Below are 15,333 nucleotides of genomic sequence, written 5' to 3'. Positions count from 1 at the left end.
CCTTGACAAAGCGAAAGAGGGTGGGATAATTGGCGCAATCGGGGGTTCAGCCCCTACGGGTTCAACGCCTCGGTCACCGACACAGGCCCCACCAACGGCACATCAGGCGAAATCCCGCCTTCTTCGACAAGCACCGCCTCAACCTCGTGCTGCCGAATCTTCCCATCCCGAATGTCCTCAGCCCAGTGACAGGCCACCTTGTGCCCAGGCACGACTTCCCGCAACGCAGGCCGCTCAGTATCACACTTGGTGTTCTGCTTCCACGGACACCGAGTGTGGAACCGACACCCAGTAGGCGGGTTAGCAGGCGACGGCAAGTCCCCCTGCAACAGAATCCGCTCCCGCCGATCCTCAACCTCAGGATCCGGCACCGGAATAGCCGACAACAACGCCCGCGTATACGGATGCAACGGCTCAGCATAAAGATCGTCCGAAGTGGCCTCTTCAACAAGCCCACCCAGATACATAACCCCAACACGATCAGAGATATGCCGAACAACAGCCAGATCGTGCGCGATCACCAGATAAGTAAGCCCGAACTCCTCCTGAAGATCCTCCAGAAGATTCACCACCTGAGCCTGCACCGACACGTCCAACGCCGACACAGGCTCATCAGCAATGATCAGATCCGGCTCAACAGCCAACGCCCGAGCAATCCCGATCCGCTGCCGCTGCCCACCAGAGAACTCGTGCGGGTACTTCCGAAGGGAGGTAGACGGAAGTCCAACCGAGGAGAGCAACGACCTCAACCGCTTAGCAGTAGCAGCCTTGTCCTTGTCCAACCCGTGCGCGTGCAACCCCTCAACGAGGATCGACTCCACAGACTGCCGTGGATCCAACGAGGACATCGGATCCTGGAACACCATCTGCATCCGCCGCCGCATCTTCCGCAGCTCTTCACCCTTGAGCGAAGTCAGATCCGTCCCGTCGAACACCACCCGCCCAGCAGTGGGCTCGGTCAGCCGAAGAACCCCACGCCCAAGGGTCGACTTCCCACACCCGGACTCACCCACAAGCCCATAGGTCTCACCACGCTGAATCGTCAGATCCACACCGTCAACGGCGTACACATGCCCAACCGTCCGATCCAGCACCACTCCGCGCTTGATCGGAAAATGCACCTTGATGCCTTCGATGGACACCAGCGGAGCGCTCATGCCGACACCTCCTGCGGCACCTCGGGCTGCACGGGGTTGTGGCACCGCAACAACCTCCCACCGCCGAGGTCCTCTTGAACCGGCGTCTGCTCCCGACAGATGTCCAACGCGTTGGGACACCGCGGCGCGAACGCACAAGCGTGATCCCACGGAATGTTGTCCGCGACCGACCCCTGAATCGGGTTCAACCGCTCCCCACGGGGCGCGTCCAGCCGCGGAATCGACGCCAGCAGCCCGTGCGTGTACGGGTGCCGCGGTTCACCGAACAACTCGTGCCGCTGAGCCTTCTCCACAACACGACCGCCGTACAGCACGTTCACCTCATCGCACAGCCCGGCAACCACACCCAGGTCGTGCGTGATCATGACCAGCGCCGTCCCAAGATCCTGCACCAGCCCCTTGAGCAACGTCAGGATCTGCGCCTGAATCGTCACGTCCAACGCCGTCGTCGGCTCATCCGCGATCAACAACCGCGGCCGACAAGCCAACGCAATGGCAATGAGAGCCCGCTGCCTCATCCCACCGGACAACTGGTGCGGGTACTCCGTCAACCGACGCTTCGGATCCGGAATCCCCACCTTGTCCAGCAGATCAGCGGCCTCGACCATCGCCGCCTTACGACTCAACCCTTGGTGCCGCTCCAGCACCTCGGTCACCTGAAGCCCGATCGGGATCACCGGGTTCAACGACGACAACGGGTCCTGGAACACCATCCCCAGGTCCCGCCCGCGCTTGTCCCGCAACTGCTTGTCCGACAGCGAGAGCAGGTCGACACCCTCGAACATCACCGATCCGGAGACCTTCGCCCCGCGCTTCGGCAACAACCCCATGATCGCCAGGGACGTCACCGACTTCCCGCACCCGGACTCGCCGACCAACCCGACGGTCTGCCCCGGCTCGACGTCGAAACTCACCCGGTCCACAGCGGTGAACGACTTCTCGCCCTTCCGCTGGAACTCCACGGTGAGGTCACGAACTTCCAGTAGCGCCACGGGACTCACCGCCTGTTCTTCGGGTCGAGCGCGTCGCGCAGGGATTCGCCCACGAGCGTGAACCCCAGGGCGATGGCGATGATGCAGCCCGCGGGCCAGAAGGCGAGCTGCGGGTGCGTGTCGATCACGGTCTGGGCGCCGCCGAGCATCTGCCCCCACTCCGGGATCCGGTCGTCCGGGTTCCCGAGTCCGAGGAACGACAGGGCGGCCGCGTCGATGATCGACGTCGCGAGCACCAGCGTCGACTGCACGATCACGGGACCGAGCGAGTTCGGCAGCATGTGCCGGAACACGATCGACCCGTGCTTCACGCCCAACGACGTCGCCGCCAGGACGTGGTCGCTCTCCCGCTGCGCCAGCATGGAGCCGCGCAGCAGCCGGGCGAACACCGGGATCTGCACGATCGACACCGCGAGGATGACGGTGAACAGGTTCGGTTTCGCGAAGAGCGCGCCGATGCCGAACGCCAGCAACAGCTGCGGGATCGACAGCATGACGTCGACGATCCGCATGACCAGCGAGTCGACCCAGCCGCCGAACGCGCCCGCGAGGGTGCCGAGCGCGAGACCGCCGATGAGGCCGATCACGGTGGCGAACACACCGACGAGCAGGGTCTGCTGGGCGCCGACGAGCAGGCGCGACAGGAAGTCGCGGCCCTGGAGGTCGCCGCCGAGCGGGTAACCGGGCTGCGGCTTCGGGATCTCGTTGCGCGCCTTGATGACCTGGTCCGCGAGGTCGCGGGCCGACGGGTCGTGCGGGGCGATCCACGGCGCGATGATCGCGACGATCACGAACGCGACGATGATGAAGGAGCCGAACAGGAACACCGGGCTGCGGCGCAGGCGCTTCCACGCGCTGGCCGCGAGGCTGACCCCGGAGTCGTCGGCGGACGACTCGGCGAGCGAGTCGATGCGCTCTTTCTTGGCACTTCCGATGGCCACGGCGCTACCTCGTCCTGATCCGCGGGTCGATCAGCGCGTACGACAGGTCGACCAGGAGGTTGACCACCACGTACACGACCGCCGCGACCATGATGAGCATCTGGAGGACCGGGTAGTCGCGGCGTTCGAAGCCGAGCGCCAGCGCCTCACCCACCCCGGAGAACGCGAACACCTTCTCGGTCAGCACGGCGCCCGCGAGCAGCGCGCCGATCTGGAGGCCGATGGTGGTGACGACCGGGAGCATCGCGTTGCGCAGCACGTGGCGGGTGCGCACGATCTGCGCGGTGAGGCCCTTGGCCTCGGCCGTGCGGACGTAGTCCTCGTCCATCACGTCGAGCACCGCGGCCCTGGTGATGCGGAAGATCACCGCGAACGGGATGGTCGCCAGCGCGATGGCGGGCAGGAACAGGTGCTTCAGCGCGTTCCACGCCGCGTCCCACTCCTGCGTGAGGATGCCGTCGAGGACGAAGAAGCCGGTGACCCTCGTCGCGCCGATGGCGTCCTGCCTGCCGACGGACGGGAGGCCGAGCTTGGAGGCGAGCACTTCCTTCAGCACGAAGGCGAGGAAGAAGACCGGGACGGCGACACCGATCAGGGACCCGCCGACGCTGAGGTTGTCGAACCAGGTGCCGCGGCGCTTGGCCGCGACGTAGCCGAGCGGGATGCCGACGATCACCGCGAGGACGATCGCGAAGACGCTGAGTTCGATGGTGGCCGGGAACCGCTGGACGAAGATGTCGACCACCGAGTCGCCGGGCTGGACACCGGTCGAGTTGCCGAAGTTGCCGGTCAGGGCTCGACCGAGGAATTTGAAGTACTGGACGATAACCGGCTGGTCAAGGCCGAGTTGCTTCTCCAACGCCGCCCGCGACTCGTCGGTCCCGCGGTCCCCCAGGAGGGCCGAAGCCGGCCCTCCTGGGAGTGCGCGCAACCACGCGAAGACGAGCAACGAGAGCACCAGCACCACGCCGAGCAGCTGGATGAGCCGCCTTACGGTGTAGCGGAGCACGTACCTACCCCGTTGTTCTCTCTAGTTGTTCTCTCGGACGACGGTGGAGCGGGGCTCAGCCCTTGCTGACCGGGCCGAACTTCTCGTCGGTGAGAGGGCTGGGAACGACGCCCTTGATGTCCGACTTGAGCACCAGCGCGGGCGGCGAGTGCGAGACCGGGACCGCGGGCAGGTACTCGGACATGATCTTCTTGTTGAGCTCCTCGTACGCCTTGAGCCGCTTGTCGCGGTCCGGGATGGCGTCCGCGGCCTTCAGGTCCGTCGCGAGGGTGGCGCCCCACGCCGACTTGCCGGTGCTGAAGCGGTTCTCCGGGTTGCCGAAGAACGTGCCGATCCAGTTGTCGGCGGAGCCGGTGTCACCGGTCCAGCCGAGCAGGAAGACGTCCGGCACGTGCTGGTCGACGTCGGTGAGGTAACCGCCGTTCCACGGCTTGGTCGTGGCCTCGACCTTGATGCCCGCCTTCTCCAGGTCCGCGGAGATGGCGCCGAAGATGTCCTTCGGGCTGGGCATGTACGGGCGGGTGACCTCGGACGGCCAGTAGAACTTCAGCGTCAGGTCGGACGCGCCCGCCTCGGCGAGCAGCGACTTGGCCTTCGCGAGGTCGTACGGGTACTTGGTGACGTCCTTGGTGTAGCCGCCGACGGTCTCGGGGATGAACTCGTCCGCGACCTTCGCGCCCTCGGGCAGCTGCGACTTGACCAGCTGGTCGCGGTTGATCGCGTAGGCCAGCGCCTGGCGGACCTTGAGGTCCTGGAGCTTCGGGTTCCCGGCCTGGTTGATGCCGAAGTACATGACGTTGAACGCCGGGCGGATGGCGACGTTGAAGCCGGCCTTCTTCAGGCCTTCCCAGTCAGCCGCGGCCGGGAAGTCGTAGCCGTCGATGTCGCCGGACTGGAGCGCCTGCTTGCGGGCGGTCTCGTCCGGGATGATCCGGAAGACGACCTTGTCCAGCTTCGCCTTGGTGCCGTGGTAGTCGTCGTTGCGCACGAGCTCGACCGTGTTGTTGGCCTTGTCGTACGAACCGAACTTGAACGGCCCGGTGCCGGTCGGGTGCTCCATCGCGTACGCCGGGAAGACGAAGCTGTCGCCCTGCGCCTGCACGTTGTCGGCGTCGTACTGCTTGAGCGCCGTCGGGCTCTGCATGGAGAACGAGGGCAGGCCCAGGATGTCCGGGAACTTCGAGGTCACCGACGTGAGGACGACCTCGGCGGTGGACCCGTCCTTCGCGGCGCACGACTTGTACAGCGACGGCTTCGCGCCGTCGGCGAACCCGCCGAAGTTGTCCACGTAGTACTGGGAGACGGCGTCGGACGTGCCGGCGCCCCTCTGGTTGTACCAGCGGTCGAAGTTCGCGCAGACGGCCGCGGCGTCGAACGGCGTGCCGTCGTGGAACTTGACGTTCTGCTTGAGCTTGAAGGTCCAGGTGAGACCGTCGGAGCTGGGCGACCAGCTCTCCGCCAGCTCGGGAGCGGGCTCGGCCGTGCCGGGCTTGAAGGTGGTCAACCCCTCGAACATCTGGCGGGCGACGCGGAACGTCTCACCGTCAGTGGCGTAGAACGGGTCGAACAGCTTCGGCGCGCCGGCGGCACCGAAAGTGAAGGTGCCACCCACTTTGCCGGAACCTGAGCTGTCGGTGGCGCGATCGGATTGCGCACAGGCCGACAAGGCGAGCGCGGAGACGCTGACCAGGCCGATCGCGGCCAGCCAACGGCTCCGAGCCGTTCGGGATTGAAGCATCAAGCACCCCTTGGTGAATCCGACGATCTCACGGTGTGGTCGCCGACCCTAACCGGTGCAAGTTGTCCTTCCGGAACCCTGCAGGTCACGATACGGCCACGCGAAGGGCCATTGTGGTACGTCCGGCGCACGCCCGCTGACCCAACGTGACCACGGACGATCCGGTGAGCGCTCTCCTAGGCTGTACAACGGAGATGTCGGATCGGCGTGTGACGCGCGGGTTCGGCCGGAAGACTTCGGACACGGGCGGAGGAGGTCGCGGATGGGCTCGCAGCTCGAGTTCCACCTCCTCGGACCCCTCCAGGTGGTGGTCGACGGCGAGCCGATCCCGGTCCGCGCGGGCCGCCAGCGGTCCCTGCTGGTGTCGCTGCTGCTGCGCGCCGGGTCCAGCGTGTCGGTGGACGAGCTGGCCGAGCACGTGTGGGGCGCGGACCCGCCCGCGCGGGCGCGCGGCACCCTCCAGACCTACGTGATGAGGCTTCGGCAGGTGCTCGGTCGGCACGTGCCGATCCGGACCGTGCCGGACGGGTACCTCGTCGACGTGGACGAGAAGACCATCGACGTCGTCCGCTTCGGCGGGCTGGTCGAGCAGGGCGAGCAGGAGCGGACGCACGGCAACCTGCACGCCGCCTCGGGGCTGTTCACCACGGCGCTGGCGCTGTGGCGCGGACCCGCGCTGGTGGACGTGCCGTCCGAGGCGCTGCACCGCGACGAGGTGCCGAGGCTGGTGGAGCAGCGGCTGCACGCGGTCGAGCGGCGCGTGGACGTGGACCTGGAGCTGGGGCGGCACGCCGAGCTGGTGCCGGAGCTGTCGCGGCTGACCGCCGAGCACTCGCTGCGGGAACGGCTGTGGGCGCAGCTCATGCTCGCGCTGTACCGCTCGGGCAGGCAGGGCGACGCACTGGGCGCCTACCGCCGGGTCCGCGACCAGCTCGCCGACGAGCTGGGCATCGACCCCGGCGACGAGCTGCGGCGCGTGCACCAGCAGGTGCTGGCGGGCTCGCCGGAGCTGGACCTGGCGAAGACCGCGTCGCCGATGGCCAAGCGCGACCGGGTCGTGCCCGCGCAGCTGCCCGCCGACATCGGCGACTTCGTCGGCCGCGCGCAGGCCGTGGTGCTGATAGAGGCACTGCTGCGGACGGCGCAGGGCGTGCCGGTCGTGACCCTCGCGGGCCCGCCGGGCGTCGGCAAGACGGCGCTGGCCGTGCACGCCGCGCACCAGATGCGGGCGAACTTCCCCGACGGGCAGCTGTACGTGAACCTGCGCGGGTACGCGCCGGGCCCGCCGCTGAGCGCGGTGGACGTCCTGCCCCGGTTCCTGCGGGCGCTGGGCGTCGCGCCCGAGTCCGTGCCGCTGGACCAGGACGAGCAGGAGGCGATGTTCCGGTCGCGGATGACCGACCAGCGGGTGTTGCTGCTGCTGGACAACGCGGCCAACGCCGAGCAGATCCGGCCGCTGCTGCCCGGCTCCCCCGGCTGCGCCGTGCTGGTGACCAGCCGGGACACCCTGCGCGGCCTGGCCGTCAGCCACGCGGCCAGCAACGTGCGGCTCGACGTGCTGGACGGCGAGGAGGCCAAGGCGCTGCTGGCCGGGATGCTCGGCGAGGACCTGGTGCGCGAGCAGAGCGCCGCCGCCGACGAGCTGACCGCGTTGTGCGCGCACCTGCCGCTGGCGCTGCGGATCGCCGCGGCGAACCTGCTGAGCCGCCCCGAGATCACCATCGACTCCTACGTCGAGGAGCTGCGGGCGGGCAACCGGCTGGCCGCGCTGACCGTCGAGGGCGACGAGCGGGCCGCTGTGCACGCCGCGTTCGACCTCTCCTACGCGGCGCTGAAACCCGAGCTGGCGCAGCTGTTCCGGCTGCTCAGCATCACGCCGGGCACCGACATCACGGCGGACGTGGCCGCGGCGCTCGGCGGCCTCACGACCCAGGACGCCCGACGGCGGCTGGACCGGCTCGCCACCGCGAACCTGGTCGACAACCACGCGCCGGGCCGCTACCAGTTCCACGACCTGCTGCGGGACTACGCCGCCGAACGGCTGGCGTTCGAGGACGACCCCGCCGAGAGCGGGCAGGCGTTCCGGCGGCTGCTGGACTGGGCGATCCGGTCGGTCGACAACGCCACCGACGCGCTGAAGAACACCCTGATGCGCCTGCCCCGCGAGGCGACGTCGTCCGACGTGACCCCGCAGACGTTCGTCGCGCCGGACGACGCGCTGGCCTGGCTCGACACCGAACGGGCCACCCTCGTGGCGCTGGTCGTGCACGCGACCGACGGCGAGCCGAGCGCCGACTGCTGGCAGCTGGCCGACGCGCTGCGCCGCTACTTCTACGTGCAGGGCCTGCCCGTGGAGTGGCTGGCGACCGGCAAGGCCGGGCTCGCGGTGGCGCAGCGGATCGGCGACGAGGTCGGCGAGGTCGCGATGCTGTCGTCGCTCGGCACCCTGTACTGGGCGATCGGCAGGCACCGGGTCGCCGTCGACTACTACCTGCGGACGTTCCCCATCCAGGAGCGCGGCGCGACCGCGCCCGCCGCGAACGCCGCCGTGCTCTCCAACGTCGGCACCGTCTACATCGACCTCGGCGAGCTGGAGCAGGCCGCGCACTACCTGGAACGCGCGCTGGTGATCACCCGCGAGATCGGCGCGTCGCAGCAGGAGGGCATCGCTCTGCTCAACCTCGGCGGCGTCTACTTGCTGCTGGGGCAGCTCGACCGGGCCACCGCGTCGTTCGAGGGCTCGCTGGAGGTCGGCAACCGGCTCGACGCGTGGATGACGCAGGCCAACAGCTACCGCGCGCTCGGCGAGGTCCACCTGCTCCAGGGCCACCCGGACCGCGCCGCGGCCCTGTTCGACCGCGCGGGCGTCCTCTACAGCCAGGCCGCCGCCCGCAGCTTCGCGAACCTCCCGCACGAGGGCCTGGCGCAGGCGCACACGATGCGCGGCTGGTGCGCGGAAGCCGTGGAGGAGGCCAGGAAAGCCCTCGAACTGGCCGAGGAGTCCGGCAACATGAAGAGCGTGTGCGACGCCCGCAACGTGCTCGGCGAGGCGCTGGCCGGGCTCGGGCGGCACGAGGAGTCGCTGCGGCAGCACACCGAGGCGCTGCGCATCGCCGAGGAGACCAGCTACCCGTGGGGGATCTGCGCGGCCCGCAAGGGGTTGGCGCACGCGCAGCGCGCGGCGGGCGGGCTGGACGAGGCGCTGCGGTCGGCGACGCTGGCCTTCGACAACGCGCGCTGCTACCGGCTGCGGATCGCCGAGGTGGACGTGCTCGTCCTGCTCGGCAGGCTGCACCTGGACCTGGGCGACCGCAAGCAGGCCGCGGAGTGCGCGGCAAGGGCCGTGGAGCTGAGCGCCGCGACCGGGCAGCGGCTCGTGCACGCGCGGGCGTTGCAACTGGCGGGCGACGCGGGCGGCACGGACGACCACCGGCGGCAGGCGTTGGAGCTGTACACGGAGATCGGCGCGCCGGAAGCGGCGCCGCTGCGCAGCCTGCTCGGCTAGACGACCTGGTCGGCCCGCGCGCGGGTGCCGTCCACGGCGAACCAGCCGCGCTCGAACCGCTGCCACCGCCGCAGGTGCTCACGGCTGGCCTCGCCGTCACGGGCCACGGCCCGTTCGAGGCGCTCGGCCTCGGCGGGCCCGTCCACCCACACCGCGAGGTCGAGCCTGGCCGCGATCGACCGGCGCGCCGAGGACACGCCCTCGACGATCAGCACGTCGGCGGGCTCGACGGTGACCCACTCACCGAGCCGCGGCCAGCCCTCGGACCAGTCCATCCGTTGGTAGCGGCCGGATTCACCGCGGGCCAAGGGGTCGATCACGCCCTCTAACAGCCGCGGCCACCACGCCACGGGGTTGTCCCAGGTGGCGAAGTGGTCCGTCGAGATGAGCGTCGCGCACATCTCTATGGCGAGCGCGCGGGCCACCGTGGACTTGCCAGCCCCGGAAGGCCCGTCCACGGCGACCAGCCGCATCTCTAGACGACCCTCCGACCGGACATGGCCCGGCCCAGCGTCAGCTCGTCCGCGAACTCGAGGTCGCCGCCCATCGGCAGGCCGGACGCCAAGCGCGTCACAGTCAGGCCGGGGAAGTCGCGGAGCATCCGGACCAGGTAGGTCGCGGTCGCCTCGCCCTCGGTGTTCGGGTCGGTCGCGATGATGATCTCCGCGACGTCCTTGCCGTCGACCTGGTTGCCGATCCGCTGCAACAGCTGCCGGATCCGCAGCTGGTCGGGGCCGACACCGGACAACGGGTCCAGCGCCCCGCCCAGCACGTGGTAGCGGCCCTTGAACTCGCGGGTCCGCTCGACCGCGAGCACGTCCTTCGGCTCCTCGACCACGCAGATCAGCGTCACGTCGCGCCTGGTGTCGCGGCAGATCCGGCAGGTCGTCTCGGCCGAGACGTTGCCGCAGACGTCGCAGAACACGACGCCTTCCTTGACCTTCTGCAACGCGTCCTGCAACCGCCCGATGTCGGCCGGTTCGGCCGCCAGCAGGTGGAAGGCGATGCGCTGCGCGCTCTTGGGCCCGACGCCCGGCAACCGGCCGAGTTCGTCGATCAAGTCCTGAACGGGACCTTCGTACATCAGCCGAGCAACCCGCCCAGACCGCCGAGATCACCCATGCCGCCCATGCCACCGGCGAGTGGGCCCATCTTCTGGGCGGCGAGCTCCTGCGCGGCGCGGTTGGCGTCGCGGACCGCGGCGACCACGAGGTCGGCCAGCGTCTCGGTGTCCTCGGGGTCGACCACCTTCGGGTCGATGTCGAGGCTCTTCAGCTCGCCCGCGCCGGACACGACGGCGGTCACGAGGCCGCCACCGGCGGTGCCGGTGACCTCGGCGTCGGCGAGCTCCTCCTGGGCGGTGACCAGCTGCTGCTGCATCTTCTGCGCCTGCTGGAGGATCTGCTGCATGTTGGGCTGACCGGGTTGCACCGCGGTTCCTCTCGTCGGATTTGCCACCGCCCACGAGCGTAGTCGCGTCGCTTCTGGCACCGTGGGCGGCGTGCGCAGGTGGTGGCCGACCGTGGTGGCCGTGGGACTCGTGGTGGCCGGGTGCGGCGGCGAGCCCGTGGCCGAGCACACCCCCGTGCTGGACCCGATCGTGACAGTCGGGATCCCGCCGAGCGCGTCCGCCTCCTCCTCGCCGCCACCCGTCGCGACGACCACGTCGACCCCGCCACCTGTGGTGATCGTGCTGAACCCCGGCCACAACGGCGGCAACGGCGGCCATCCGGACGAGATCGCCCGGCAGGTCCCGGCGGGCGCGGGCAAGACGAAGGAGTGCGACACCACCGGCACCCAGACCAACGCCGGGTACCCCGAGCACGCGTTCACCTGGGACGTGACGCTGCGGGTCCGCGACGCGCTGGCGATCAGGGGCGTGACGGTCGTGATGACCCGCGAGAACGACACCGGCGTCGGCCCGTGCGTGGACGAGCGCGCGGCCATCGCCAACCGGTCGGACGCGGCGGCCGTCGTGTCGATCCACGCCGACGGCTCGGAGGCGGCGGGCGCGCACGGCTTCCACGTCGCCTACCCGCTGCCCGCGCTCAACGAGGCGCAGGGCGAGCCGTCGCTGCGGCTCGCGACGGTGCTCCGCGACGGCCTGGGCAAGGCCGGGTTCGCGCCGGCGAACTACATCGGCCAGAACGGCCTCGACGGGCGAGGCGACCTGGCGGGGCTGAACCTGTCGGAGAAGCCGTCGGTGTTCGTCGAGTGCGGCAACATGCGCGACGCCGCCGACGCGGGCGTGCTCGGCAGCGAGGACGGCAAGCAGCGCTACGCCGTGGCCATCGCCACCGCCCTGATGACGTACATCGGCCGCTAGGGCTGGACCAGGCCCGTCTGGTAGGCGATCACCACGAGCTGGGCGCGGTCGCGGGCGTGGAGCTTCATCATCGCGCGGTTGACGTGGGTCTTCGCGGTGAGCGGGGAGACGAACAGCTTGGCGGCGATCTCGTCGTTCGACAGGCCGCCCGCGACCAGGACGACGACCTCGCGTTCGCGCTGGGTCAGCACGGCCAGGCGTTCCGGGGTGGCGGCGCTCGTCGTGGGCTGCGAGAGGAACTGGCTGATCAGCGCCTGGGTCGCCTTCGGGGACAGCAGGGCGTCGCCCTCGGCGACCGTGCGGATCGCGGTGATCAGCTCGGCCGGTTCCACGCCCTTGCCGAGGAAGCCGCTGGCGCCCGCGCGGATCGCCTTGGCGACGTAGTCGTCGATCTCGAACGTGGTCAGGATCAGCACCTTCACGCCCGCGAAGTCGTCGTCGGCGATGATCCGCCGGGTCGCCTCCAGGCCGTCCAGCTCGGGCATCCGGATGTCCATCAGCACCACGTCGGCGCGGGTCGTGCGGACCAGCTTCACCGCCTCCAGGCCGTTCGTGGCCTCCCCCACGACCTCCAGGTCCGGCGCGGAGTCGATGAGCACGCGGAACCCGGCGCGGATGAGCGCCTGGTCGTCGGCGAGCAGGACGCGGATCGTCATGGCTTCTTCCCCAACTGGAGTGGCAGTGTCGCTCGGACGTGGAACCTCTCGTCCGCCTCGATCCCGGCCTCGATGGCGCCGCCGACCGCGCCGGCCCGTTCCCGCATCCCGACGAGACCGAGGCCGGAGCCCCCGGCGTGCGGGTGGGCGGCGGGCGCGTTGACGACCTCCAGGACGATCTCCGACGGCGTGTAGGCCACGGAGAGGCGCGTGGTGCCGGAGCCGTGCCGGTGCGCGTTGGTCAGCGCCTCCTGCACCACCCGGTACGCCACCAGGTCGACGGTGGCGGGCAGGTCGTGGACCTCGCCGGTCAACGAGGCCCGCAGGTCGAGGCCGGACGCGCGGAACGACTCGACCAGGTCGTCGAGCTGCGCCATGCCGGGCGCGGGCTCGGTGGGCGTGTCCGACTCCTCGGGCCTGCGCAGCACGCCGAGGAGGCCGCTCAGCTCGTCCAGGACGGCCCGGCTGGACCGGCGGACGTGCCCGAGCGCCTCGGCGGCGGCCTCCGGCTGGGAGGTGATCAGGTGGCCCGCCACGCCCGCCTGCACGTTGATCACGGCGATGTGGTGCGCGACCACGTCGTGCAGCTCGCGGGCGATGTGCAGCCGCTCCTCGGCGACCCGGCGGCGGGCCTCCTCCTCGCGGGTCCGCTCGGCCCGCACGGCCCGTTCCTCGATGGCGGCGATGTTCGCCCGCCTGCTGCGCACGGCGTCGCCGATCGCCGCCGCCATGGCGATCCAGGCGAACCGGCCGAGGCTCTCCCAGGTGAAGCCCGGAGCGGGGGTCAGGAGCATCACCACGAGCATCAGGAACAGCGCCGTGGGCACCGCCGACCGCAGCGCCGTCCACCGGTCGGTGCGCACCGCCACCGTGTAGGTCGCGATGACCACCGGGATGAGGAACGGCTCCATCTGGAGGCCGAGCACGACCGCGGGGACCACACCCGCGGTCGTGAGGACGAGGGTCGCCAGCGGCCACTTGCGGCGCACCGCCAGCACGGCGACCGCGGCGGCCAGGAACGCCAGCGTCGCGGGCGACCGGAGCTGCTGGTGCACGGTCCCCGGCGGCCCCTTCGGCACGGCGGCCGCGAAGTACACCACCAGCGCGCCGAAGGCGTCCACGACGGTCGGGTGCCGTCGCGCGAGGGCGCGGAACCTCGACGTCATCGTGGACACCTCCGAAGCCTAGGGCCGGTTACGCGTCGCGGCGGCGCAGCAGCACCGCGGCGACTACCAGCGGGACGACGACCCAGGCGGCGAACACGAGCGCGCCCGCAGTGGTGCCGAGCATGTCGGAGGCCGGGGTGACGCTGGTGAACGAGCTGCTCGCGTTGGACGGCAGGTACTTCAGCACGTCGTCGCGCCACGAGGTCGGCAGCAGCAGCTGGCCGAGGCCGGGGGCGAGGAACACCAGGGCGAACAGCGTGGAGATCGCGCCGGCGGTGCTGCGCAGGATCGAGCCGAGCGCCACGCCCATGACGGCGACGCCGGTCAGCGCGGCGGCGGACCCGACGACCGCGGCGAGCACGCCGGGGTCGCCGATCGCGGCCGTCGGCAGGGTGCCGCCGCTCATGATCGCCTGGCCGCCGAAGAACGCGCCGAGCGAGACCGCGAGCATCGTCGGGAACACCGAGCCGATCACCACGGCGACCTTCGCCGCGAGCACCGGGAACCGGGTCGGGACACCGGTCAGGGTGGACCGGATCATGCCGGTCGAGTACTCGTTCGAGACGACCAGCACGCCCAGCACACCGATGATGAGCTGCGCGAACGTGACGCCGCTCAACGAGATGGCCGTCGGGTCGGTCATCCCGCCGCGCGGGCCGGGACCGTTGCCGACGCCGTTGTTGCTGATCGTCGAGGCGAAGACCAGGCCGGCGGCGAGCATGGCGAACGCGGCCCCGAGCAGGGTCAGCGCGCTGGACCGGACGCTGCGGAGCTTGATCCACTCGCTGCGCAGGACACCGCCGAACGACAGGCGGAGGGCGGGCTTCGCGGGCGGCGGCACGACCACCGGCGCGTCCAACGTCAGGGTGCTCATCAGGCTGCCTCTCGCAACGTCGCGGTCGTCCCGCCGTGGTACTCGACGGACGCCTCGGTCAACTCCATGTAGGCCTCCTCCAGCGACGCGCGCTGGGGGGTGAGTTCGTACAGCGGGATCCCGGCGGCCAGCGCCCGGTCCGCGATGTCCTCGGTGGTCCGGCCGATCACGTCCAGGACGCCGCCGCCCAGCGAGGTGATCTTCACGCCGTCGCCGTTGAGCAGCCGGACGAGGTCGCTCGCGCGGGGCGTGCGGACGTGCACGCCGCGGGTGGCGGACTCGATCAGCGCGGCCACCGACACGTCGGCGATGAGCTTGCCGCGGCCGACGACGACCAGGTGCTCGGCGGTCAGCGCCATCTCGCTCATGAGGTGCGAGGAGATGAAGACCGTGCGGCCCTCGGCGGCCAGGCCCTTGAGGAGCTGGCGGATCCACTTGATGCCGTCCGGGTCGAGGCCGTTGACCGGCTCGTCCAGCATGACGGTGTGCGGGTCGCCCAGCAGCGCGACGGCGATGCCGAGCCGCTGGCCCATGCCGAGGGAGAAGTTGCCGACCCGGCGGCGGGCCACGTCGGTCAGGCCCACCAGCTCCAGCACGTCGTCGACCCGCTTGGCGGTGATGCCGTGCGTGGCGCCGATGGCGAGCAGGTGGTCGCGGGCCGAGCGGCCGGGGTGCACGGCGCGAGCTTCGAGCAGCACGCCGATCTCCTGCAACGGGGCGGAGTGCTCGGCGTACCGCTTGCCGTTGACCTTCGCGGTGCCGGACGTCGGCGTGTCCAGGCCGACGAGCATCCGCATGGTGGTCGACTTGCCCGCGCCGTTCGGGCCGAGGAACCCGGTCACCGTGCCCGGCTGGACCGTGAAGGTGAGCCCGTCGACCGCGGTCTTGGCCCCGTACCGCTTGGTGAGGTTCGCTACCTCGATCATCGCCGCTCCTGAGGTTCCGTTGTGGTCCCTCAAGAGTCGTCCG

The 15,333-nt window shown here is 70.2% G+C and carries 14 protein-coding genes; 2 read left to right on the top strand and 12 right to left on the bottom strand.

Annotated features, from left to right (window positions below):
* Nucleotides 1-53: 53 nt before the first annotated feature.
* From ACFWW9_RS07740 to ACFWW9_RS07720, 5 genes are read right to left on the bottom strand one after another with little or no spacing between them, the layout of a single operon-like run.
* The gene (locus ACFWW9_RS07740) at nt 54-1,157 is read right to left on the bottom strand and encodes an ABC transporter ATP-binding protein (RefSeq protein ID WP_390372917.1); all 1,104 of its coding nucleotides are present in this window, start codon (nt 1,155-1,157) and stop codon (nt 54-56) included.
* A complete protein-coding gene (locus tag ACFWW9_RS07735; RefSeq protein WP_390372914.1) occupies nt 1,154-2,149 on the bottom strand; it encodes an ABC transporter ATP-binding protein in 996 nt (331 codons plus the stop codon). The genes ACFWW9_RS07740 and ACFWW9_RS07735 overlap by 4 nt, the downstream gene beginning before the upstream one ends.
* 5 nt (nt 2,150-2,154) lie before the next feature.
* The gene (locus ACFWW9_RS07730; RefSeq protein WP_390372911.1) at nt 2,155-3,090 is read right to left on the bottom strand and encodes an ABC transporter permease; all 936 of its coding nucleotides are present in this window, start codon (nt 3,088-3,090) and stop codon (nt 2,155-2,157) included.
* Between the two features lie 4 nt (nt 3,091-3,094).
* A complete protein-coding gene (locus ACFWW9_RS07725; protein WP_390372908.1) occupies nt 3,095-4,099 on the bottom strand; it encodes an ABC transporter permease in 1,005 nt (334 codons plus the stop codon).
* A gap of 55 nt (nt 4,100-4,154) precedes the next feature.
* Nucleotides 4,155-5,837 carry an ABC transporter substrate-binding protein gene (locus ACFWW9_RS07720; RefSeq protein ID WP_390372904.1) on the bottom strand — a complete coding sequence of 561 codons (1,683 nt, stop codon included), beginning with the start codon at nt 5,835-5,837 and terminating at the stop codon, nt 4,155-4,157.
* A 262-nt stretch (nt 5,838-6,099) separates the two neighbouring features.
* On the opposite strand from ACFWW9_RS07720, the gene ACFWW9_RS07715 reads away from it, so the two are divergent.
* On the top strand, nt 6,100-9,342 hold the full coding sequence (locus ACFWW9_RS07715; RefSeq protein WP_390372901.1) for a BTAD domain-containing putative transcriptional regulator: 3,243 nt from the start codon (nt 6,100-6,102) through the stop codon (nt 9,340-9,342).
* Here ACFWW9_RS07715 and ACFWW9_RS07710 read toward each other — a convergent pair.
* Genes ACFWW9_RS07710 through ACFWW9_RS07700 form a run of 3 tightly spaced genes read right to left on the bottom strand, consistent with a single transcriptional unit; the run spans nt 9,339 to nt 10,773 of the window.
* On the bottom strand, nt 9,339-9,815 hold the full coding sequence (locus ACFWW9_RS07710) for a uridine kinase (RefSeq protein WP_390372898.1): 477 nt from the start codon (nt 9,813-9,815) through the stop codon (nt 9,339-9,341). The genes ACFWW9_RS07715 and ACFWW9_RS07710 overlap by 4 nt on opposite strands.
* A gap of 2 nt (nt 9,816-9,817) precedes the next feature.
* The gene (gene recR / locus ACFWW9_RS07705) at nt 9,818-10,426 is read right to left on the bottom strand and encodes a recombination mediator RecR (protein ID WP_106185201.1); all 609 of its coding nucleotides are present in this window, start codon (nt 10,424-10,426) and stop codon (nt 9,818-9,820) included.
* Nucleotides 10,426-10,773 (bottom strand): YbaB/EbfC family nucleoid-associated protein, encoded by a 348-nt coding sequence (locus ACFWW9_RS07700; protein ID WP_330877550.1) that lies wholly within the window; start codon nt 10,771-10,773, stop codon nt 10,426-10,428. The genes recR and ACFWW9_RS07700 overlap by 1 nt, the downstream gene beginning before the upstream one ends.
* Nucleotides 10,774-10,843: 70 nt before the next feature.
* On the opposite strand from ACFWW9_RS07700, the gene ACFWW9_RS07695 reads away from it, so the two are divergent.
* Complete coding sequence (locus tag ACFWW9_RS07695; RefSeq protein WP_390372893.1) at nt 10,844-11,668, top strand: N-acetylmuramoyl-L-alanine amidase; 825 nt, start codon at nt 10,844-10,846, stop codon at nt 11,666-11,668.
* Here the strand turns inward: ACFWW9_RS07695 and ACFWW9_RS07690 are convergent.
* From ACFWW9_RS07690 to ACFWW9_RS07675, 4 genes are read right to left on the bottom strand one after another with little or no spacing between them, the layout of a single operon-like run.
* The gene (locus ACFWW9_RS07690; RefSeq protein ID WP_390372890.1) at nt 11,665-12,324 is read right to left on the bottom strand and encodes a response regulator; all 660 of its coding nucleotides are present in this window, start codon (nt 12,322-12,324) and stop codon (nt 11,665-11,667) included. The genes ACFWW9_RS07695 and ACFWW9_RS07690 overlap by 4 nt on opposite strands.
* Nucleotides 12,321-13,490, bottom strand: a complete 1,170-nt coding sequence (locus ACFWW9_RS07685) for a sensor histidine kinase (protein ID WP_390372887.1) — start codon at nt 13,488-13,490, stop codon at nt 12,321-12,323. The genes ACFWW9_RS07690 and ACFWW9_RS07685 overlap by 4 nt, the downstream gene beginning before the upstream one ends.
* Before the next feature lie 28 nt (nt 13,491-13,518).
* Nucleotides 13,519-14,364 (bottom strand): ABC transporter permease subunit, encoded by an 846-nt coding sequence (locus ACFWW9_RS07680; protein WP_390372884.1) that lies wholly within the window; start codon nt 14,362-14,364, stop codon nt 13,519-13,521.
* Nucleotides 14,364-15,290: an ABC transporter ATP-binding protein gene (locus ACFWW9_RS07675; protein ID WP_390372881.1), complete on the bottom strand. Its 927-nt coding sequence runs from the start codon at nt 15,288-15,290 to the stop codon at nt 14,364-14,366. Before ACFWW9_RS07675 ends, ACFWW9_RS07680 begins: the two co-directional genes overlap by 1 nt.
* Nucleotides 15,291-15,333 lie beyond the last annotated feature (43 nt).

This window comes from Umezawaea sp. NPDC059074, assembly GCF_042738955.1.
Lineage (GTDB): Bacteria > Actinomycetota > Actinomycetes > Mycobacteriales > Pseudonocardiaceae > Umezawaea.
Note: the sequence above shows the minus strand (reverse complement) of the source record. Positions and strands in the feature narration are given on the sequence as shown.